The sequence below is a fragment of the Bradyrhizobium sp. 26S5 genome (assembly GCF_036923295.1).
Taxonomy (GTDB): Bacteria; Pseudomonadota; Alphaproteobacteria; order Rhizobiales; family Xanthobacteraceae; genus Bradyrhizobium; species Bradyrhizobium septentrionale.
This window is the reverse complement of the sequence record NZ_CP145948.1, coordinates 5,291,273-5,311,765: the sequence shown is the minus strand read 5'-3', so window position 1 is coordinate 5,311,765 and position 20,493 is coordinate 5,291,273. Positions and strand designations below refer to the sequence as shown.

Annotated in this window: 18 protein-coding genes; 16 read left to right on the top strand and 2 right to left on the bottom strand. The window is 63.9% G+C overall.

Translation table 11 applies throughout. The annotated features are described in order from the left end of the window. The first annotated feature begins 29 nt into the window (after positions 1–29). The 9 genes from V5279_RS24720 to V5279_RS24680 all read left to right on the top strand — a co-directional run bounded on the left by V5279_RS24720 (position 30) and on the right by V5279_RS24680 (position 10,372). Entirely contained in the window at positions 30–2,429 is a 2,400-nt protein-coding gene (locus V5279_RS24720; protein ID WP_338688781.1) for a TonB-dependent receptor, read from the top strand. 11 nt (positions 2,430–2,440) lie between these two features. Next, the gene (locus V5279_RS24715; protein WP_338688779.1) at positions 2,441–3,667 is read left to right on the top strand and encodes a sialidase family protein; all 1,227 of its coding nucleotides are present in this window, start codon (positions 2,441–2,443) and stop codon (positions 3,665–3,667) included. After that, positions 3,664–4,161 carry a TlpA disulfide reductase family protein gene (locus tag V5279_RS24710; protein ID WP_338688776.1) on the top strand — a complete coding sequence of 166 codons (498 nt, stop codon included), beginning with the start codon at positions 3,664–3,666 and terminating at the stop codon, positions 4,159–4,161. Before V5279_RS24715 ends, V5279_RS24710 begins: the two co-directional genes overlap by 4 nt. A gap of 34 nt (positions 4,162–4,195) precedes the next feature. After that, complete coding sequence (locus V5279_RS24705) at positions 4,196–4,702, top strand: copper chaperone PCu(A)C (RefSeq protein WP_338688774.1); 507 nt, start codon at positions 4,196–4,198, stop codon at positions 4,700–4,702. Between the two features lie 7 nt (positions 4,703–4,709). After that, a complete protein-coding gene (locus V5279_RS24700; protein ID WP_338688772.1) occupies positions 4,710–5,237 on the top strand; it encodes a YcnI family protein in 528 nt (175 codons plus the stop codon). 3 nt (positions 5,238–5,240) lie between these two features. Then, entirely contained in the window at positions 5,241–6,827 is a 1,587-nt protein-coding gene (locus V5279_RS24695; protein ID WP_338688770.1) for a copper resistance CopC/CopD family protein, read from the top strand. Positions 6,828–6,992: 165 nt separating this feature from the next. Then, a complete protein-coding gene (gene proS / locus V5279_RS24690) occupies positions 6,993–8,312 on the top strand; it encodes a proline--tRNA ligase (protein ID WP_338688768.1) in 1,320 nt (439 codons plus the stop codon). A 71-nt stretch (positions 8,313–8,383) separates the two neighbouring features. Continuing rightward, entirely contained in the window at positions 8,384–9,664 is a 1,281-nt protein-coding gene (locus tag V5279_RS24685; protein WP_338688766.1) for a lipoprotein-releasing ABC transporter permease subunit, read from the top strand. 9 nt (positions 9,665–9,673) lie between these two features. Beyond that, on the top strand, positions 9,674–10,372 hold the full coding sequence (locus tag V5279_RS24680) for an ABC transporter ATP-binding protein (RefSeq protein ID WP_166295973.1): 699 nt from the start codon (positions 9,674–9,676) through the stop codon (positions 10,370–10,372). 101 nt (positions 10,373–10,473) lie between these two features. Here the strand turns inward: V5279_RS24680 and V5279_RS24675 are convergent, their stop codons facing one another. Together V5279_RS24675 and V5279_RS24670 are read right to left on the bottom strand one after the other, a co-directional pair. Then, positions 10,474–10,743: a DUF3551 domain-containing protein gene (locus V5279_RS24675; protein ID WP_166295970.1), complete on the bottom strand. Its 270-nt coding sequence runs from the start codon at positions 10,741–10,743 to the stop codon at positions 10,474–10,476. Positions 10,744–10,864: 121 nt separating this feature from the next. Next, positions 10,865–11,158, bottom strand: a complete 294-nt coding sequence (locus V5279_RS24670) for a DUF3551 domain-containing protein (protein WP_224741593.1) — start codon at positions 11,156–11,158, stop codon at positions 10,865–10,867. 307 nt (positions 11,159–11,465) lie between these two features. On the opposite strand from V5279_RS24670, the gene V5279_RS24665 reads away from it, so the two are divergent. The 7 genes from V5279_RS24665 to pyrH all read left to right on the top strand — a co-directional run bounded on the left by V5279_RS24665 (position 11,466) and on the right by pyrH (position 20,453). Beyond that, positions 11,466–12,200, top strand: coding sequence for an outer membrane protein (locus V5279_RS24665; RefSeq protein ID WP_166295964.1), 735 nt, complete (start codon positions 11,466–11,468; stop codon positions 12,198–12,200). A 139-nt stretch (positions 12,201–12,339) separates the two neighbouring features. Then, positions 12,340–12,549 (top strand): GDCCVxC domain-containing (seleno)protein, encoded by a 210-nt coding sequence (locus tag V5279_RS24660; RefSeq protein ID WP_224741594.1) that lies wholly within the window; start codon positions 12,340–12,342, stop codon positions 12,547–12,549. 712 nt (positions 12,550–13,261) lie between these two features. Continuing rightward, a complete protein-coding gene (gene dnaE / locus V5279_RS24655; RefSeq protein WP_338688757.1) occupies positions 13,262–16,786 on the top strand; it encodes a DNA polymerase III subunit alpha in 3,525 nt (1,174 codons plus the stop codon). A gap of 131 nt (positions 16,787–16,917) precedes the next feature. Beyond that, entirely contained in the window at positions 16,918–17,430 is a 513-nt protein-coding gene (locus V5279_RS24650; protein WP_338701373.1) for a DUF2846 domain-containing protein, read from the top strand. Between the two features lie 194 nt (positions 17,431–17,624). Next, positions 17,625–18,617, top strand: a complete 993-nt coding sequence (locus tag V5279_RS24645) for a 30S ribosomal protein S2 (RefSeq protein ID WP_035976768.1) — start codon at positions 17,625–17,627, stop codon at positions 18,615–18,617. A gap of 127 nt (positions 18,618–18,744) precedes the next feature. Beyond that, positions 18,745–19,668, top strand: coding sequence for a translation elongation factor Ts (gene tsf / locus V5279_RS24640; protein WP_338688753.1), 924 nt, complete (start codon positions 18,745–18,747; stop codon positions 19,666–19,668). A gap of 68 nt (positions 19,669–19,736) precedes the next feature. Beyond that, positions 19,737–20,453, top strand: coding sequence for a UMP kinase (gene pyrH, locus V5279_RS24635; protein WP_166295943.1), 717 nt, complete (start codon positions 19,737–19,739; stop codon positions 20,451–20,453). The last annotated feature ends 40 nt before the right edge of the window (positions 20,454–20,493 follow it).

Below are 20,493 nucleotides of genomic sequence, written 5' to 3'. Positions count from 1 at the left end.
GGCCGAAGAGCCGGTGTCAGGAACCATCCATGTTTCGGCTTCAACCGCACGGCGGGGCCAGTGCGCTCATGCTCGGCGCGGCCCTTTCCACGATCAGTTGCTGGGCGAAGGCCCAGACGGCGCTGCCCTCCGTCACCGTCGAGGCGCCCGCGGCGGCGGCGCGTGCCAAACCGGCAGGGCCCAAGCCGCGCGCTCGAGCGGCATCCGTCCGGCGGCCACCCAAGTTGGCGACCGCGCCGACCGTGGCCGCGGCCCCAGCGGGCGGCGCAAGGCCGGGCGAGACGCTCGCAGCGATCCGCGACGGCTTGAACCGGGCGCCCACGGGCCAGACCCAGACCACCATCGACCGCAGCCAGTTCGACAATCGGCCGGCGTTCTCCGTCGCCGACGTGTTGCGCGACAGTCCCGGCATCTCGATCAAGCAGGGCAATGGCCCGCGTGATTTCGGCATCTCGATCCGCGGATCGAATGCGCGGAACGGCTTCGGCATCCGCAACCTCGTCATCTTCGATGACGGATTCCCGGTCACCCAGCCGGACGGTCTGTCGCGCACCGATCTGATCGATCCGCATGCCTATGGCGCGATCGACGTGATCCGCGGGCCGTCATCGGCGCTCTACGGCAACTACGCGACCGGCGGCGCGCTGAATTTCCGCACCCGGCCGGGCGGCACGATCGACGGCGTCGAGTATGGCGTCGAGGGCGGCAGCTTCGGCTATCTCAACAACTATCTTGCCGCAGGCAAGAAGGTCGGCAATTTCGAGGGCTCGCTGTTCGCGAGTGACGTCCGCGGCGACGGCTATATCGGGAACAGCTGGTTCAATACCCAGACCGTCAATTTCCTCGGCACGCTGCAGGTCACGCCGAACGACCGTTTCACGGTGAAGCTCATCAACAACGACCTGACGACACGCCTGCCGATCCGCTCGTCGCTCAATCAGTTCAACCAGAACCCGTTCCAGCAGGGCTGCACGACCGGAGCGACGGCCGCGCCGGGATGCGGAACCGTGACCCTGTTCAACAATGGCTTCAATTCGGCGGCAGGAACCGACAAGGAAACCGCGGTCCAGGCGGGCCTCGGGCGCGACGACCGCCGCACCATCGTCGGTGGCCGCTGGGAGCACGATTTCGACAACCAGACCACCTGGCGCAACCAGTTTGTCTTCGACGACCGCAATATCAGCCAGCCGACGGGATCGACCAGCGCGATCGGCGACTTCCCGTCCTACAACTACATGAGCGACGTCGTCAGGCGCAGCGAACTGTTCGGGATGGATTCGACGACCTATTTCGGCGGCTTCTACAATACGCTCACGGCTTCGAGCGGTACCCGCAATGTGATGCCGGGCGGAAATGCGACGCTTGGAAGCCTGTCCAGCAACCTGTTCAGCACGACGACGAATTACGGTCTGCGCGCGCGCGAGGAACTGAAGCTCACCCCCGCGCTGACGGCCGTTGCCGGTATCGGCTGGGAGACCACCAATCTCACGGGGCGAAACACCGCCTATAGCTACGCGGGCGCTGCCGGAACCACGACAACGGCGATCACGACAGCGGACCGGCAATTCCAGAACACCGCGCCTGAACTTGCACTTCTTTACCGGTTGAACAGCGAGTGGCAATTCCGGGGCCGGGTGGCAACGGGATATGGCACACCGCAGGTCAGTAACCTCTTCATCCTGCCGGACGGAACGTCGGGCAATAACACCCAGCTGCGGACGCAAAAGAACCTCGGTTACGATGTCGGAGCCGACTGGACCCCGAACAACGCGGTCAAGCTGAGCGTCACCGGGTTCTACGAGTTCTTCAAGGATGAACTCGTTTCCCAGGCAACACCGCTCGCGGGCATCTCCTGCACGTTCAATGCGCCGCGGTCGGAGCATCGTGGTGTCGAACTGGCCGCCGACTGGAAGTTCCTGCCGGGCTGGCGATTCTCGGCCGCCTACACCTATCTCGACGAGGTCTACACCGAATACGTCGAGAACATCACGAACGGCACGGTCTTCAGCTTCAATCGCGCCGGCAACAAGATCCCCGGCATTTCGCCGAACGAGCTCACGGCGCGGTTGGGCTACGACCAGTTGTCAGGTCCGTTCCAGGGACTTGGCGGGTTCGTCGAGGTCCAGTGGAAGGACAGCTTCTACATGGACAACGCCAATCTCTTGAGGGCGCCCGGCTATGAGCTGGTCAATCTCAACCTGCACTACAAGACCGATCTCGTCTCCGATTATTTCAAGGCGCTGAATCTGTACATCGAGGTCAGGAACGTGTTCGACCGGACATACATCGCTTCCGCGAACAATATCGCGAACTCGGTGACGGCTGGGGGCATTCAAAATCCCGCGAGCGTACTGGCGAACACGACCAACTCGATCTATGCCGGATCGCCACGTGCCTTCGTGGCGGGCATGAGGATTGCGTTCAAGTGAGGGGCGCATCGATGACATATCGCAAACCTGCGGCTCTGACGGTGCTGGCAACGGTGATGCTTGCGGTCTTGCCGAACCCGGCCAATGCACAGATGAGCCACCAGCACGCCTCCGAAGCGGCGTGCGAAGAGACCGTGTTGCGCTGCGCGAGCAAGGTCACTCCTGCCTTCGGGCCGGATGGGACGTTGTGGTTGGCATGGATGGCCGGCGGCCAAATCTCCGTCGCGAGCTCGAGGGATCAAGGCAAGAGCTTTTCCGCGCCGGTGCAAGTGACCCGGGACCGGCTCAACCTGGATTGGGGACCGGACGCGCGGCCGAAGCTTGCGGTCGACGCCAAGGGAAACATCGCGCTGGCCTTCTCGACCTTCCGCGATCAGGCCTTCAACGGCCAGGTGCTGACCACGCGATCGAGTGATGGGGGGCGCAGCTTTGATCCGCCGAGGCCAATCACTGCAAACAACGAGAGCCAGCGGTTCGAGGCGATCGGCTTCGATCCCGCGGGCGCCGTGTTCGCGGTCTGGCTCGACAAGCGCAACCGCGTGCCGGCCCAGCAGCGCGGCGAGAAATATGACGGTGCCGGATTGTTCTTCGCTTCCTCGAAAGACGGTGGCGCGACCTATTCCGATGCGCGGCTCGTGGCCGACAACACCTGCGAATGCTGCCGTCTCGGATTGGCGTTCGATGGGGCAGGCCATCCGGTGGTCGTGTTCCGGAATATTTTCGAAGGCGGCGTGCGCGACCATGCGATCGTGACCTTCACCGATCTGACCAGCCCCGGCGAGCTGCATCGGGTGAGCCGCGACGACTGGCAGATCGCGGCATGTCCGCACCACGGTCCGAGCCTGACCATTTCGCCCGCAGGAACCTACCATGTGACGTGGTACACCAACGGCAAGGCGCGCAAGGGATTGTTCTACGCGCGGTCGCGCGACGGCGGCAAAACCTTCTCCGATCCGCTCCCCGTCGGTCAGCCGAACCGAAGCCCGTCACGGCCGCAGATCATTGCAGGGCCGCAGGGGCTTGTGATGGCATGGAAGGAGTTCGACGGGCAGAAGACGTCGATCAGTCTGATGACATCGCATGACGATGGAGCGACATGGTCGAAGCCCACTGATATCGCCGACACCGCCGACAGTTCCGACCATCCGCTGCTCGTCTCGGACCGTCGGCAGACCTATTTGTCGTGGATGACCAAGGCCGACGGCTACCATTTTCAAGCGATCGAGAGCGAACCATGAAACGTCATTTGCTCGCTGCTTTTATCCTGCTCGCAACGCTGCCGTCCGCACTGGCGGCGGGCGAGGGCGCGCCAAAGCCGTTCGAGCGCGGCAGCTGGCAGAAGCTGCTGCATGCCCATGCCAGCCATCCGACCCTGGTGCATTTCTGGGGTGTCACCTGCGGACCATGCAAGGTCGAGCTGCCGCAACTCGGCGAGTTCATGAAGGATCATCCAGGCATCGACATCGTGACGATCAGCGCAGATCTGGTTCCGAACCTGCCGGAGGCGACCCGATCGATGCTGGATCGTGCCGGGCTTGCATCGGCCGAGAACTGGATTTTCGACGATGGCTTCGCCGAGCGATTGAGATTTGAGATCGATCCGGCCTGGCAAGGCGATATCCCGCGAACCATGCTGATTGCGCGCGACGGAACCGTCACGACGATCGAAGGATCGGCCGAAATCGCCGATTTGAACAAATGGTCTGACGCGCAGGCTGCAACAATCCGATAACACGACGACTTCAACCTGAAAGGAATCCGCCGCCATGAAGACGATCACCCGCATCCTCGCTCTCACGGCGCTAGCTGCTGCACTCGCGTCGACGTCCGCACGCGCCGAGGACGTCAAGGCCGGCGACCTCGTGATCACGCAGGCCTGGACGCGGGCAACGCCGAATGGCGCCAAGATCGGCGGCGGCTATCTGACGATCGAGAACAAGGGCACGACGGCGGACCGGCTGGTGTCAGGCTCGGGCGACGTCGCCGGAAAGATCGAAGTCCACGAGATGTCGATGGACAACGGCGTGATGAAGATGCGTGCGCTCGACAAGGGGCTGACGATCGAGCCCGGCAAGACCGTGAAGCTCGCGCCCGGCGGCTATCATCTGATGATGTTTGACCTGAAGAGTCAGCTGAAGCAGGGCGACAAGGTACCGGTCACGCTCGAATTCGAGAAGGCCGGCAAGGTCTCGGTCTTGCTGGACGTGCAGGCCGTCGGCGCGCAGGCGCCTGGTGGTGACGACCATTCCGGCCACATGATGAAGAAGATGTGAGGGAGTCATGCGGTCACACTCGCTCCTCATTGCCACGGCGGCGCTGTTCGCAGCGTCGCCGGCGATCGCGCATGTCACGCTGGAAGGAAAGCAGGCGCCGGTCGGATCCTACTACAAGGCGGTTTTTGCCGTGCCGCATGGCTGCGCGGGATCGGCAACGATCAAGCTCCGCGTGCAGATTCCGGAAGGCGTGATCGGGGTGAAGCCGATGCCGAAGCCCGGCTGGGCCCTCGATACGGTCACCGGCCAATACACCGCGCAATACGACTATCACGGTGCCAAGCTCTCTGAGGGCGTGAAGGAAGTTGCCTGGAGCGGCGGCAAGCTCTCAGACCAGAACTACGACGAGTTCGTGATGCAGACGTTTCTCACCGATACGTTGAAGCCCAACACCACGCTGTACTTCCCGGTCGTGCAGGAATGCGAGCAGGGCATCAGCCGCTGGATCGACATCCCAGCCGACGGGCAGGGCGGCGGGCACGAACATGGCAGCAAGACACCGGCGCCCGGCGTCAAGCTGCTGCCGAAGTCGTAAGCCGTGCGGCGGGTCGCAAGTCTTGCAGCAAGCCTCGCAGCAAGTCTTGCCGCGCTGCTCGTGGTGCTGTGCCTTGCGACCTCGGCCCATGCGCATGCCGTCCTGATCGCCGCCGAGCCGGCCGATGGCAGCGTGCTGACGGAGGCGCCGAAGACGGTGGTGCTCCGTTTCAACGAAACGGTGGCGCCGACCGCGGTCAGCCTGCTCGACGCTGCGGGCAAGCCGCGCGACGTCGCGATCCGCGCCGTCGATCAATCTGTGATGGTGACGCTGCCGGCGGGCCTGCCCCAGGGCACGCAGGTGATCAGCTATCGCGTGGTGTCGCAGGATGGCCACCCGGTCGCCGGCTCGCTGCTGTTCTCGATCGGCGTCGTCACCGGCTCGGCGGCGCCGTCACGCGACAGTACGCTCGATGCGCTGATCTGGCTGGCGCGGCTCGGGCTCTATCTGGGGCTGTTTGCCGGCGTCGGCGGCGTGTTCTTTGCCGCCTGGATCGGGCAGGGCCCGGCCGGCGAACGGTTGATCATGTGGTCGCTTGCAATCGGCCTTGTCGGCGCGATCGCCTCGCTTGGCTTGCAAGGCATCGACCTCTTGAACCTGCCGCTGTCAGGCATGCTGACATGGGCGGCATGGGCCAGTGCCGCCGGCACCAGCTTGTTTCCGGCCATGCTGCTCGCGATCGCCGCGACGTTGATTGCGGCGATTGCCTGGCGCAGCCCGTCGTTCGGCGCAGCCTTCGTGCGCACCGCGATCGCAATGATCTGTGTCGGGCTGTCATTTGCGGTCAGCGGTCACGCCGCCACCGCCGCTCCGCAATGGCTGACCCGGACCGCGCTGTTCATCCATGGCGTTGGCCTCGCCTTCTGGATGGGCTCGTTGTCGCCACTGGCGGTGCTGGCCTGGCAGCGCAAGGAATCGCTGTTGCGGGTCCTGCAGCGCTTTTCGACGATCGCGGTGCCGGTCGTCGCCTTGATCGCTCTGTCGGGCCTCGCACTCGCCGTCGTCCAGCTCGAAAGCTTTCGCGCGCTGATCGATACTGGATACGGCAACATCCTTCTGGTGAAACTTGTGCTGGTGTTGCTGTTGCTCGGGCTTGCTGCGCTGAACCGCCTGGTGTTCACGCCGGCCATCGTGCGTGAATTCCACCGCACACGGGCGCTGCAGCGCTCGATCGCGCTCGAATTCGTGCTGATGATCGCCATTCTCGGCCTCGTCGCGCTCTGGCGCTTCACGCCGCCGCCGCGCGCGCTGGCGATGTCGACCGACGTTCCGCTCGCGGTCCACATCCACACCGATGCGGCGATGTTCCAGGTGCTGATCGCGCCAGGCAAGGTCGGGCAGAACGATTTTGTGCTGCAGCTGATGAACGGCGATGCCAGCCCATTCGTGGCCAAGGAGGCGACGCTGACGCTGAGCCTGCCTGATCGCGGCGTCGAGCCGATGGAACGCAGCGCCGCGCTCGGTCCCGACGGCTATTGGCACGTGAAGAAGGTACCGTTGCAGGTCCCGGGCCGCTGGCACATGCAGATCGATGCCCTGGTGACCGATTTCAAGAAAGTGACGCTGGAAGACGATTTTGAGGTCAGGTAAACGCACGATCAGCGCGCCGGGCAGGTCGGCGGGACGCAATTCGTTCAAATGGCCGAAAATAGCCTGATTTGAAGGGCTTTTGTCATTTGGCGGCCCTTGTGTTTTCACACCCGATCCGGTTTCACTGCAGCTCTTCCCACGCTTTCCTGATTCCCGAGTAACGCCATGCGATTGTCGCGGTTTTTCCTGCCCATTCTGAAAGAAAACCCGAAAGAGGCGGAGATCGTCTCGCATCGGCTGATGCTGCGCGCGGGCATGATGCGGCAGGAGGCGGCCGGCATCTATGCCTGGCTGCCGCTCGGCTTCCGGGTGCTGAAGAAGATCGAGCAGATCGTTCGCGAGGAGCAGGACCGCGCCGGCGCGCTCGAGCTTTTGATGCCGACGCTGCAACTCGCCGATCTCTGGCGTGAAAGCGGCCGCTACGACGCCTATGGCCCGGAGATGCTGCGCATCCTTGATCGTCACAAGCGCGAGCTTCTGTACGGACCCACCAACGAGGAAATGATCACGGAGATCTTCCGCTCCTACGTCAAGTCCTACAAGAGCCTGCCGCTCAACCTCTACCACATCCAGTGGAAGTTCCGCGACGAGCAGCGTCCGCGCTTCGGCGTGATGCGCGGCCGCGAATTCCTGATGAAGGACGCCTATTCGTTCGACCTCGACGAGGCCGGCGCGCGGCGCTCCTACAATAAGATGTTCGTGGCCTACCTGCGCACATTTGCGCGGATGGGCCTCAAGGCGATCCCGATGCGGGCCGAGACCGGTCCGATCGGCGGCGATCTCAGCCACGAGTTCATCGTGCTCGCGGAGACCGGCGAGTCCGGCGTCTACATCAACCGCGATGTGCTGGACCTGCCGGTGCCGGGCGCGGACGTCGATTATGACGGCGACCTGACGCCGATCATCAAGCAGTGGACCTCGGTCTATGCTGCGACCGAGGACGTCCACGAGGCCGCGCGCTTCGAACAGGAAGTGCCTGAAGCAAAGCGGCTCAACACCCGCGGCATCGAGGTCGGCCAGATCTTCTATTTCGGCACCAAATATTCCGACACCATGAAGGCGATGGTGGCGGGGCCCGATGGCGTCGACGTGCCGATCCATGGCGGCTCCTACGGCGTCGGCGTGTCGCGTCTGGTCGGCGCGATCATCGAGGCCTGTCACGATGATGCCGGCATCAAATGGCCCGAGGCGGTCGCGCCGTTCCGCGTTGCGATCCTCAATCTCAAGCAGGGCGATGCCGCGGTCGATGGCGCCTGCGAGCAGCTCTATCGCGAGCTCTCGGCGAACGGCGTCGACGTGCTCTACGACGACACCGATCAGCGCGCCGGCGCCAAGTTCGCCGCGGCCGATCTGATCGGTATCCCCTGGCAGATTCTCGTCGGACCCAAGGGGCTTGCCGACGGCAAGGTCGAGGTGAAGCGCCGCAGCGACGGTTCACGCGACAACATGAGCCCGGCCGACGTGGTCGCGAAGCTCGCGGGTTAAAGTTTATTCACGCCGGCTGATCGGCGGGGTAATCCGGCCACATTTGGCCCGAATCATGGGATTATCGACAGATGGATGACACCATGAGCGAGCCAGTCCGAACCCCGCCTTTTGCGCCATTCGAATGGCTGCTGTCCGGACGCTATCTGCGCGCGCGCCGCAAGGAAGGCTTCATCTCGGTCATCGCCGGGTTCTCGTTCCTCGGCATCATGCTCGGCGTCGCCACGCTCATCGTGGTGATGGCCGTCATGAATGGCTTCCGCAAGGAGCTCCTGGACAAGATCCTCGGCCTCAACGGACATCTCTTGGTGCAGCCGCTGGAATCGCCGCTGACCGACTGGAAGGACGTTGCCGACCGCATCAGCCAGGTGCAGGGCATCCGGCTGGCCGCGCCCGTGGTGGACGGGCAGGGACTCGGTTCGTCGCCGTTCAACGCCGCCGGCGTCTTCATTCGCGGCATTCGCTCAGACGATCTCAACAACCTCACCTCGATCGCCAAGAACATCAAGCAGGGCACGCTCGAGGGCTTCGATGAAGGGCAGGGCGTCGCGATCGGCCGCCGGCTCGCCGACCAGCTCTCGCTGCACGCCGGCGACATGATCACGCTGGTCTCGCCGAAGGGCGCAGTGACGCCGATGGGCACCACGCCGCGCATCAAGCCCTACAAGATCACCGCGGTGTTCGAGATCGGCATGTCGGAATACGATTCGACCTTCGTGTTCATGCCGCTGGCCGAGGCGCAGGCCTATTTCAACCGCAACAACGACGTGTCCTCGATCGAGGTGTTCACCACCAATCCGGACAAGATCGACACCTATCGCAAGCTGGTGACGGAGGCGGCCGGCCGGCCGGTCTTCCTGGTCGACTGGCGGCAGCGCAACTCGACCTTCTTCAACGCGCTGCAGGTCGAACGTAACGTGATGTTCCTGATCCTGACCATGATCGTGTTGGTCGCGGCGCTCAACATTGTCTCGGGCCTGATCATGCTGGTGAAGGACAAGGGGCAGGACATCGCGATCCTGCGCACCATGGGCGCCTCGCAAGGCTCGATCATGCGGATCTTCCTGATCACCGGCGCCTCGATCGGCGTGGTTGGAACGCTGACCGGCTTCGCTGTCGGCATGCTGATCTGCCTGAACATCGAATCGATCAGGCAGTTCCTGTCATGGCTCACCAACACTGAGCTGTTCTCGCCGGAGCTCTATTTTCTCTCCAAGCTACCGGCCGAAGTCGATTTCGGCGAGACGCTCGCCGTCGTGATCATGGCGCTGACGCTGTCCTTCCTGGCGACGCTCTACCCGTCGTGGCGCGCCGCGCGCCTCGATCCGGTCGATGCGCTCCGGTACGAATAAGGGGCGCACATGGCGGAGGGGGCGGAAGATACACCGGTCATCTATCTTCATGATATCAAGCGGGAATACCGGCAGGGCGAAGCGACGCTGACGATCCTGAACGGCGCCAAGCTTGCGCTGTGGCCGGGTCAATCGGTGGCGCTGGTGGCGCCGTCAGGCTCGGGCAAGTCGACCTTGCTGCACATCGCGGGCCTGCTCGAGAGTCCAGATGACGGCGAGGTCTATGTCGCGGGTACGCCGACCTCGCAGATGTCCGATGTCGACCGCACCCAGATTCGCCGTTCCGACATCGGCTTTGTCTATCAACAGCACCGGCTGCTGCCGGAATTCTCGGCGCTCGAGAACGTCATGCTGCCGCAGATGATTCGGGGCCTGAAGCGCTCCGAGACCGTGAAACGGTCGACCGAGATCCTGTCCTATCTCGGGCTTGGCGACCGCATCACTCATCGTCCGGCCGAGCTCTCGGGCGGCGAACAGCAACGCGTGGCGATCGCGCGCGCAGTTGCCAACGCACCGCGGGTGCTGCTTGCGGACGAGCCGACCGGGAATCTCGATCCCGGCACGGCCGATCACGTCTTCGGCGCGCTGATGCAACTCGTCAAGGCGACCCGGGTCGCGATGCTGATCGCGACCCACAATATGGATCTCGCCGCGCGGATGGATCGCCGGGTGTCGCTGTCGAACGGACAGATCGTCGAGCTCGAATAACGCCTTTCGGAGCGAAGCGGCCAACCGCTTGCGCAAAGAAACCGCGTCAAAACAAGAGGCTGGAGCCTTCGCTTCAAGCGCAACGCAAAAGGCTTCAGCCCTCAATAGACCGGGCGGGGCCGTCTGCCAGGTTCTCTCGGCCGACGGTCGACCGGCGGCCCGGCATAGTAGGGGTTGTCGATGCACATCGCCGCCAGGCCGGACGCCGAGGCCTGGCACTGCGCCATCGAGGTGTAGCCGCAATCGGTGTCCTCACCGCCCCATCGGTAGTTGTGTTTGCAGATCGGCGAGGTCGAATCGTATTTCTGCGCGCTGGCCGGCGCGATCGCGACAGTACCCAGGGCCAACAGTGCCAGAATCAGGCTGCGCATCGAGAGATCTCCTGTCGATCAGGCGCCGGCGACGCTCATGCTGGAGCGTGCGCGTGAAGTGGCATCGGCGCGGGTGTGCATCAACTCACATTCCCGCGCCCGTGCTTGGCCCAATCGGCCGTCAGTGGATGAACAGGTCGAAGAAATTGCCCTCGCGCCGCTCCCGCGGCGACACGTTCAGATAGGAGCGCGGGTCGTTGTCGCCGGCATAGTAGGGGTTGGCAATGCAGTTCTGTCCGATGCCCGAGGCGGTGGCCAGGCACGCCTGATAGGACGGGTAGGAACAGTTGCTCAGACCGGGATAGCGATCGCCCTGAATGCAGAACGGGTAGCGCACGCCGACGGCATGAGCGGGCACGGTCCCCAGGGTCGCGAGCGCGACGACAGATGCCGCAGCAAGAATCATCGTCCGCATGTGCATTCCTTTGCTGCGAAGATTCGATCTCGGCGATGATCCAAATCGAACAAGCCGGTTCCGGTCAACACCATCTTGCGAGGGCTTACGGTCGGGAACTCTGCACGCAGACTTGAATTGTGAAAATTATGCGGCAGCTATGTGGCAAAAGTTCCAAGAAGTGCTTGTAATACAGTATTAACTTCAAATTTGAGCGAAGTCGTTTGGGCCTGCCTGTTGCAGCGAAGTTACAGCAATTCCGTTCGAGGCTGCTATGACGGTGTCTCGCGGCCTTGGGGCCCCTGTAGAAAAAGTTGGAACGGGAAAAATGAAGAAGATTTTGCTTGTCACCGCCAGCCTGCTCGCGCTCAGCGCGACCGCTGCCTCCGCGGCTGACCTCGCGGCTCGCCCTTACACCAAGGCTCCGCCGCCCATGGTTGCCGCTGTTTATGATTGGACCGGCTTCTACATCGGTATCAACGGTGGTTGGGCCCAGAGCCACGACAACCGTTCGGTGAACGGCATCGGCACCGCTGGCAGCTACGATGCCAACGGCGGCACCGTCGGTGGCCAGGTCGGCTACCGCTGGCAGACCGGCGGCTGGGTGTTCGGTCTGGAAGCTCAGGGTAACTGGGCTGACGTCTCGGGCAACACCAACAACCTGCTCGTCCCGGGCGCCGTCGTTCGCTCGAAGATGGATGCGTTCGGCCTGTTCACCGGTCAGATCGGCTACGCCTGGAACAACGTCCTGCTGTACGCCAAGGGCGGTGCTGCGGTCACCGATCGCAACTACCAGTTCCTGGCTCCCGGCGGCGCGCTGGCATCCGAAACCGGCTACGACACCCGTTGGAGCCCGACGGTTGGTGTTGGCCTCGAATTCGCCTTCGCCCAGAACTGGTCGCTCGGCATCGAGTACAACCACATCTTCGAAGACAGCCATGGCGCAACGTTCGTCACTCCGGCTGGCGTCGCTGTGACCGGCTTCACCACCGGTGGCGACACCGACATGGTGCTCGGCCGTCTGAACTACAAGTTCGGTGGCCCGGCCATCGCGCGCTACTGAGTGTTCGCTTAATCCAAGCGACGTCGAAAACCCCGGGCCTTGGCCCGGGGTTTTTTATTTGGCCTGGCCGATGAGCCATCGGCGATGAAGGGCGGGGCGGGGGTTTCGCACTAGCCACCAACACCGCATATTCGGATGCATGACGGAACGACGGGTGATTTCCGAACTGACCTGCCCATCCTGTGGCCATGTCTCTGCCGAGACCATGCCGACTGATGCCTGCCAGTTCTTCTATGACTGCAAGCGCTGCGGCGTCCGGCTCAAACCGAAAGCAGGAGATTGCTGCGTTTATTGCTCATACGGAACCGTGCCGTGCCCGCCAATGCAAGCCGGGAATTGTTGCGGGTAAGCCGCGACTCTCCCGCCGTTCACAATGATCCGGTGGGTGAACTCGTTGGGCCTTCTGTGGCGTTGAGGGTCGTGTTGGCGCGGGCCAGGTTGCGGCTACTGCGCGTACAACGCGATGCCGATGATCACGAGCGGGCTTAGCCCGAGTAGTACGATGCATACGCTCTCAAGTATGCCATTGCCCATGACACAACCCCTGCGTTGGAACAGAAGCCTACGCCCAATGGAACTCGGTAAGCCAGTGCAGTTTGTGCCTTGGCAACGGCGCGAAATAGAAATCGCCTTCGTTCACCGCCCGACCAATTAACCAAGGAAAATCTTTCGGGATCAGATCTCAACGACCGTCGCTTGACTCCCAGAACAAAAAAGGAACAATGTTCTGTATACGTTCCAGCTCAGGGAGAGCGGCCATGTTGAAGATTTTCGTGCAGGAAGCTGCAGCGCTGGCATCGATCACGCTGTTCGTCGGGATGATCGCGGTTTGGGCTCAGCTGATCACCCAGTTCTGAAAATGTGCTCGCGGGGACAGGGGCATAGAAGGCGACTTGGCCGGCTCCTGGGGATAAGCAGGAGGACCGGCGGCCTTGTCCGGTTCGGCGTGGACTTGGCAAGGTCCATCGCCCACGATGGAGTTGCGAGTCGGGTCTGAAGCTCATCGAGTTCCGGCTTTGGCACTCGCTCCATCCCTGACTTAAGAGATCCCGTAAGCAGCCATGCCGAATGCCGGATTCGTCCACCTTCACGTTCATTCCGCCTATTCGCTTCTGAAGGGCTCGATCAAGATCGCCAAGCTGGGCGAGCTTGCGAAGGCCGACCGCCAGCCGGCGCTGGCGCTCACCGATACCGACAACATGTTCGGGGCGCTGGAATTCTCCGACAAGATGGCCGGCTACGGCATCCAGCCGATCGTCGGCTGCGAGCTTGCTGTGGATTTCGGCGACGTCGACCCTAATACACGCAGCATCCTGGCGACGGCGCCGACGCGGATCGTGCTGCTGGCGGCGCGCGAGCGCGGCTATCGCAGCCTGATGCGGCTGAACTCGCGGGCGTTCCTGGAGACGCCGGTCAACCAGACCCCGCATATCAAGATCGATTGGCTCACCGACGACGCCGAGGATCTGATCGCGCTGACCGGCGGTCCCGACGGGCCGATTGCGCTGGCGCTGCGTGCCGAACAGGCGGCACTGGCGGCGACCCGCTGCGAGCGCCTGGCTGGTCTGTTCGGCGATCGCCTCTACATCGAATTGCAGCGCCACGGCATCGACAAGGAGCGCCGCACCGAGGGCGGGCTGATCGATCTCGCCTATAGCAAGGGCCTGCCGCTGGTTGCGACCAACGAGCCGTATTTCGCCAGCACTGACGATTACGAATCGCATGACGCGCTGCTGTGCATCGCCGGCGGCCATCTGATCGCCGAGACCAATCGCGAGCAGCTGACCCCGGATCACCGTTTCAAGTCCCGCGCGGAAATGGCGGTGCTGTTTGCCGATATCCCGGAGGCGCTTGCCTCGACGGTCGAGATCGCCGAGCGCTGCTCGTTCCGGCCGAAGACCCGCAAGCCGATCCTGCCGTTCTTCACCGTCGGTGCCGCGGCGAGCTCGGACGCCGCCGCCGACGAGGCCGCCGAGCTGAAGCGCCAGGCCGAGGAGGGGCTTGCCAATCGCCTGCGGGTGCACGGTCTCTCGCCGGGCATGACCGAGGAGGACTACAGCAAGCGCCTCGCCTTCGAGCTCGACGTCATCACCCGCATGAAATATGCGGGCTACTTCCTGATCGTGTCGGACTTCATCAAATGGGCGAAGGCGCAGGGCATTCCGGTCGGACCGGGCCGCGGCTCCGGCGCAGGCTCGCTGGTCGCCTGGGTGCTCACCATCACCGATCTCGATCCGATGCGCTTTGCGCTGCTGTTCGAGCGCTTCCTCAATCCCGAACGCGTCTCGATGCCGGACTTCGACATCGACTTCTGCCAGGACCGCCGCTGTGAGGTGATCCAGTACGTGCAGGACCGCTACGGCCGCGACCAGGTGGCGCAGATCATCACCTTCGGTACGCTGCAGGCGCGCGGTGTGCTGCGCGACGTCGGGCGCGTGCTGCAGATGCCGTACGGGCAGGTCGACAAGCTGACCAAGCTGGTGCCGCAGAATCCCGCAGCGCCGGTGACGCTGGCGCAGGCCATCGAAGGCGAACCCAAGCTGCAGGCGTTCCGCGACGAGGATCCGGTGGTGGCGCGCGCCTTCGACATCGCGCAGCGCCTCGAGGGCCTGACCCGCCACGCCTCGACCCACGCCGCCGGTATCGTGATCGGCGACCGGCCGCTGAGCGAGCTGGTGCCGATGTACCGCGATCCGAAATCGGACATGCCGGTCACCCAGTTCAACATGAAATGGGTCGAACCGGCGGGCCTCGTGAAGTTCGACTTCCTCGGCCTCAAGACGCTGACGGTGCTCGACGTCGCGGTCAAGCTGCTCAAGCAGCGCGACGTTCATGTCGACCTCGCGACGCTGCCGATCGACGACGCGCCGAGCTATCAGATGCTGGCCCGGGGCGACGTCGTCGGCGTGTTCCAGGTGGAAAGCCAGGGCATGCGGCGCGCGCTGATCGACATGCGGCCGGACCGCTTCGAGGACATCATCGCGCTGGTGGCGTTGTACCGTCCCGGTCCGATGGCGAACATCCCGACCTATTGCGCGCGCAAGCATGGCGACGAGGAGTCGGAATATCTGCATCCGATCCTGGAGCCGATCCTGAAGGAGACCTTCGGCGTCATCATCTATCAGGAACAGGTGATGCAGATCGCGCAGCAGATGGCCGGCTACTCGCTCGGCCAGGCCGACCTGCTGCGCCGCGCGATGGGCAAGAAGATCCGCGCCGAGATGGACAAGCAGCGCGACGTCTTCGTCGCCGGCGCGATGAAGAACTCTGTGCCGAAGGGCCAGGCCGAGACGATCTTCGAGCTGCTCGCCAAGTTCGCCGACTACGGCTTCAACAAGAGCCATGCGGCGGCCTATGCGCTGGTGTCGTACCACACCGCCTACATGAAGGCGCATTACCCGGTCGAGTTCCTCGCGGCGTCGATGACGCTCGAACTCAACAACACCGACAAGCTCTCCGAATTCCGCTCCGAGGCGCAACGGCTCGGCATCAAGGTCGAGGCGCCCAACATCAATCGCTCCGGCCCGACCTTCGAGGTCAGCGGCAACACGATCTACTACGCGCTCGCGGCGCTGAAGGGCGTCGGCATCCAGGCGGTCGAGCAGATCATCGAGGAGCGCAACAAGAAGGGCGCCTTCACCTCGCTCGCCGATTTCGCCGCGCGGGTTAGCCCGCGCGCCGTCAACAAGCGCATCATCGAAAGCCTCGCGGCGGCGGGCGCCTTCGACACGCTCGAGCCGAACCGCGCGCGCGTCTTCGCCGGCGCCGATGCGATCCTCGCCGCGTGCCAGCGCAGCCACGAGGCGGCAACCTCGGGCCAGAACGACATGTTCGGCAGCGCTCCTGATGCGCCCAGCATCATGCTGCCGCAGGTCGAGCCGTGGCTGCCCGCAGACCGGCTGCGGCGCGAGTATGACGCGATCGGCTTCTTCCTGTCGGGCCATCCGCTCGACGATTACGCGACCGCGCTGAAGCGGCTGCGCGTGCAATCCTGGGCGGAATTTTCGCGCGCCGTGAAGACGGGCGCGACGGCGGGCAAAGTGGCGGCGACGGTTGTCTCGCGCATGGAGCGGCGCACCAAGACCGGCAACAAGATGGGCATCATGGGCTTGTCGGACCCGACCGGCCATTTCGAGGCGGTGCTGTTCTCCGAGGGGCTTGCGCAGTATCGCGACGTGCTCGAGCCGGGGGCGGCCGTGCTGTTGCAGCTCGGCGCCGAGCTGCAGGGCGAGGACGTGCGGGCGAGGGTGCTGCACGCCGAGCCGCTGGATCACGCCGCCGCCAAGACGCAAAAGGGCCTGCGAATCTTCGTGCGCGACACCAAGCCGCTGGATTCGATCGCCCGCCGGCTCAACATGCCCGATGCCGCGCCCGCCCCGGGTGGTGGCGCGAAGGTCCCGGCGGCAAAGCCCGCGCCGGCAGCCGCGCCGCCGGCAGGCGCTGCCGATGGCGACGTCTCGCTGGTGATGATGCTCGACCTCGAGACCGAGGTGGAGATGAAGCTGCCCGGCCGCTACAAGGTCTCCCCGCAGATCGCCGGCGCGATCAAGGCGGTGACGGGCGTCGTCGACGTGCAGACGCTTTAGACGCGATCGCGCTCCGTGCTTCGCGATCAGTTGATCCACCGTTGCCGGGCCCGCCTGCCGTTGCAACCCAACCGTGTGTCTGTTTAACATGACGTCGGGTTGGCTTTGGGGGCGCAATGTTCTGGCGGGGAATGGTGGTGTTGGCTGCGGCCGCGCTGTTGTGCGGCTGTGAAACGACGCAGCGGAATGGGCTCGACTATGCGGCGATGACGCAGAAGGTGGGCCCGCCAAAGGCCGGACACGGGCGCATCGTGATGCTCCGGGAAAAGGACTTCGCCAACATCGCCGACAGGGCGTTTGAGTTCCAGCTCGACGGTACGCCGATCCAGGGCCTCAAGACCGGAACCTACGTCTATGTCGATCGTCCGGCCGGCCAGCATCAGCTGACGGCGAGCGAGGCCGGCTTTCCCGGCGTGACCGAGCGGGCCGTCGCGATTCAGGCGGGCCAGACTCAGTTCTATCTGGTTCGGATGAGCGAGAGAAAAAGCGCCATCTTGGCATCATCAGCGAATACCGGGCTGTTGGGCCTCGCCCTCAGTACCGCCATCACCTCGGGCTACAAGAATTCCGGGCCGCTCGATTTCCTTCCTTTGGAGGAGGGCGCAGCCCGAACCACGATCGCGGAGCTGCGGCTGGCAGAATAGGGCCATTTTGGCACGATTTAAGCCCATCCGGCCGGCCTAACCGGCCGTATTTTCTTGCTTATGGCGCAAATCGCGCTATATACCGCGCCATCTCACACGGAAACATGGCTCTCAAAGGCCGTCCGGTGGCAACCGGGCCAGTCAGGCTCGCTTGCTCACACGTTTCCGGAGGAACCAACCGGAGAATTAGAACTATGTCGCTGCCCGAATTCAATATGCGTCAGCTTTTGGAAGCTGGTGTTCACTTTGGTCACCAATCCCACCGCTGGAACCCGAAGATGCAGGATTACATCTTCGGCGCCCGCAACAACATCCACATCATCGACCTCGCGCAGACTGTGCCGATGCTGCACCGTGCCCTGCAGGCGGTCAGCGATACCGTCGCCAAGGGCGGCCGCATCCTGTTCGTCGGCACCAAGCGCTCGGCCCAGGACGGCGTTGCCGATGCTGCCAAGCGCTCGGCGCAGTACTTCGTCAATTCGCGCTGGCTCGGCGGCACGCTGACGAACTGGAAGACGATCTCGGCCTCGATCAAGCGGCTGCGTCACCTCGACGACGTGCTCGGGTCCGGCGAAGCCAACTCCTACACCAAGAAGGAGCGGCTGACGCTGCAGCGCGAGCGCGACAAGCTCGACCGCTCGCTCGGCGGCATCAAGGACATGGGCGGTCTTCCCGACATGATCTTCGTGATCGACACCAACAAGGAAGACATCGCGATCCAGGAAGCGCAGCGGCTCAACATCCCGGTCGCCGCGATCGTCGATACCAACTCGGACCCGAAGGGCATCACCTATGTGGTGCCGGGCAATGACGACGCCGGCCGCGCGATCTCGCTGTATTGCGACCTCGTGGCGCGCGCCGCCATCGACGGCATCTCGCGCGCTCAGGGCGATTCCGGAATCGACATCGGTGCGTCCGCGACCCCCGTGCAGGAAGAGCTCCCGGCGGCTGCACCGTCCGGCTTCCAGGGCCTCGCCGGTCCGCGCGGCACCGCCGACAACCTCAAGAAGCTCACCGGCGTGTCCGGCACCATCGAGAAGAAGCTCAACGACCTCGGCATCTTCCACTACTGGCAGCTCGCCGAGCTCGACCACGACACCGCGCACAAGATCGGGGAAGAAGTCGGTCTGCCGAGCCGTGCCGACGCTTGGGTCGCCCAGGCCAAGACGCTCGCCGAAGCGGAATAATCGTTACGCGGCGTGGCCGGAACTCACCCGGCCGCCGCTTCACTTCCACGAACAACGATTTCCCTGTCGCTGACGGCGGCGCCATCGGGCGCCGCGGTTTCTGTACAGGCAAGAAGGACATTGAACGATGGCAACGATCACAGCAGCGATGGTCAAGGATCTCCGCGAATCGACCGGCGCGGGCATGATGGATTGCAAGGCGGCGCTGACCGAGAACAACGGCGACATGCAGGCCGCGCAGGATTGGCTGCGCAAGAAGGGCCTCTCCAAGGCCGCCAAGAAGGCCGGCCGCGTGGCGGCCGAGGGCCTGATCGGCGCGCTGACCTCCGGCACCAAGGGCGTGCTGGTCGAGGTCAACTCCGAGACCGACTTCGTCGCGCGCAACGAGCAGTTCCAGGGTCTGGTCAAGATGATCGCCCAGGTCGCGCTGCATAACGCCGCCGATGTCGAGACGATCAAGGCGGCCAAGGTCGGCGACGTCACCGTCGAGACCGCGATCTCCGACGCCATCGCGACCATCGGCGAGAACATGACGCTGCGCCGCGCCGCTTCGCTGGAGGTGAGCAAGGGCGTGGTGTCGAGCTATGTCCACAACGCCGTCGTCGAGGGCGCCGGCAAGATCGGCGTGATCGTGGCCCTTGAGTCGCCCGGCAAGACCGACGAGCTCGCCGTGCTCGGCCGCCAGCTCGCCATGCACGTCGCCGCGGCGAAGCCGCTGGCGCTGGATCCGGCCGGACTCGATCCCGAGACCGTCAAGCGCGAGAAGGACGTGCTCGCCGACAAGTACCGCCAGCAGGGCAAGCCGGAGAACGTCATCGAGAAGATCGTCGATTCCGGCCTGAAGACCTACTACAAGGAGGTCTGCCTCCTCGATCAGGCCTTCATCCACGACAGCGGCAAGTCGGTTGCCCAGGCGGTGAAGGAAGCTGAGGGTAAGGTCGGCGGGCCGATCAAAATCGCTGGCTTTGTGAACTATGCTCTCGGTGAGGGAATCGAGAAGCAGGAAAGCGACTTCGCCGCCGAAGTCGCGGCCGCCAGCGGCAAGAAGTAACCGCTGACACCAGGCGTCCGGCGCACGCGCCGGAGGCCTACCTGCGCGGATAGGAAAGCGATCGCATCATGGCTGAGCCGATCTATCGTCGCGTGGTGATCAAGCTGTCCGGCGAATATCTGGCCGGCTCCCACGGCTTCGGGATCGATCAACCGACGATCGACCGCGTCGCCGACGACCTGATCGCGGCCCGCAAGCTCGGCATCGAGGTCGCGGTCGTGATCGGCGGCGGCAACATCGTCCGCGGCGTCGAGGTCTCCTCACGCGGCGTGTCGCGGCCGACCGGCGACACCATGGGCATGCTTGCTACCATGATGAATTGCCTGGCGCTTGAGGCGGCGATCGAGCGCAAGGGTAGCCCGGCGCGGACCTTGTCGGCATTCGTGATGCCGGAGATTTCCGAGCTGTTCACCCGTACTGCGGCGCACAAATACCTCGCCGAGGGACGGATCGTCCTGCTCGGCGGCGGAACCGGTAATCCGTTCTTCACCACCGACACCACGGCCGTGCTGCGCGCGGCCGAGATCGGTGCGCAGGCGGTGTTGAAAGCCACCAATGTGGATGGCGTCTACAGCGCCGATCCGAAGAAGGACCCCAAAGCCAAGCGCTTCGACCGCCTGACCCATTCGCAGGCGATCGAGGGGGGCTACAAGGTCATGGACGCGACCGCTTTCGCGCTTGCCCGCGAGACGTCGCTGCCTATCATCGTGTTCTCGATCGCGGAGCCCGGTTCGATCGGTGCGATTCTGCGCGGTACCGGACACGGCACGGTCGTCGCCGGCTGATTGCCGCGCCTCCGGGCGTCGACAGCCGGTTTCTAAGTGA

Excerpts from the sequence above, each read along its gene's own strand:
- V5279_RS24720 (WP_338688781.1), top strand. The coding sequence starts at position 30 with ATGTTTCGGCTTCAACCGCACGGCGGGGCCAGTGCGCTCATGCTCGGC.
- V5279_RS24715 (WP_338688779.1), top strand. The coding sequence starts at position 2,441 with ATGACATATCGCAAACCTGCGGCTCTGACGGTGCTGGCAACGGTGATG.
- V5279_RS24710 (WP_338688776.1), top strand. The coding sequence starts at position 3,664 with ATGAAACGTCATTTGCTCGCTGCTTTTATCCTGCTCGCAACGCTGCCG.
- V5279_RS24705 (WP_338688774.1), top strand. The coding sequence starts at position 4,196 with ATGAAGACGATCACCCGCATCCTCGCTCTCACGGCGCTAGCTGCTGCA.
- V5279_RS24700 (WP_338688772.1), top strand. The coding sequence starts at position 4,710 with ATGCGGTCACACTCGCTCCTCATTGCCACGGCGGCGCTGTTCGCAGCG.
- proS (WP_338688768.1), top strand. The coding sequence starts at position 6,993 with ATGCGATTGTCGCGGTTTTTCCTGCCCATTCTGAAAGAAAACCCGAAA.
- V5279_RS24685 (WP_338688766.1), top strand. The coding sequence starts at position 8,384 with ATGGATGACACCATGAGCGAGCCAGTCCGAACCCCGCCTTTTGCGCCA.
- V5279_RS24680 (WP_166295973.1), top strand. The coding sequence starts at position 9,674 with ATGGCGGAGGGGGCGGAAGATACACCGGTCATCTATCTTCATGATATC.
- V5279_RS24675 (WP_166295970.1), bottom strand. The coding sequence starts at position 10,743 with ATGCGCAGCCTGATTCTGGCACTGTTGGCCCTGGGTACTGTCGCGATC.
- V5279_RS24670 (WP_224741593.1), bottom strand. The coding sequence starts at position 11,158 with ATGCGGACGATGATTCTTGCTGCGGCATCTGTCGTCGCGCTCGCGACC.
- V5279_RS24665 (WP_166295964.1), top strand. The coding sequence starts at position 11,466 with ATGAAGAAGATTTTGCTTGTCACCGCCAGCCTGCTCGCGCTCAGCGCG.
- V5279_RS24660 (WP_224741594.1), top strand. The coding sequence starts at position 12,340 with ATGACGGAACGACGGGTGATTTCCGAACTGACCTGCCCATCCTGTGGC.
- dnaE (WP_338688757.1), top strand. The coding sequence starts at position 13,262 with ATGCCGAATGCCGGATTCGTCCACCTTCACGTTCATTCCGCCTATTCG.
- V5279_RS24650 (WP_338701373.1), top strand. The coding sequence starts at position 16,918 with ATGGTGGTGTTGGCTGCGGCCGCGCTGTTGTGCGGCTGTGAAACGACG.
- V5279_RS24645 (WP_035976768.1), top strand. The coding sequence starts at position 17,625 with ATGTCGCTGCCCGAATTCAATATGCGTCAGCTTTTGGAAGCTGGTGTT.
- tsf (WP_338688753.1), top strand. The coding sequence starts at position 18,745 with ATGGCAACGATCACAGCAGCGATGGTCAAGGATCTCCGCGAATCGACC.
- pyrH (WP_166295943.1), top strand. The coding sequence starts at position 19,737 with ATGGCTGAGCCGATCTATCGTCGCGTGGTGATCAAGCTGTCCGGCGAA.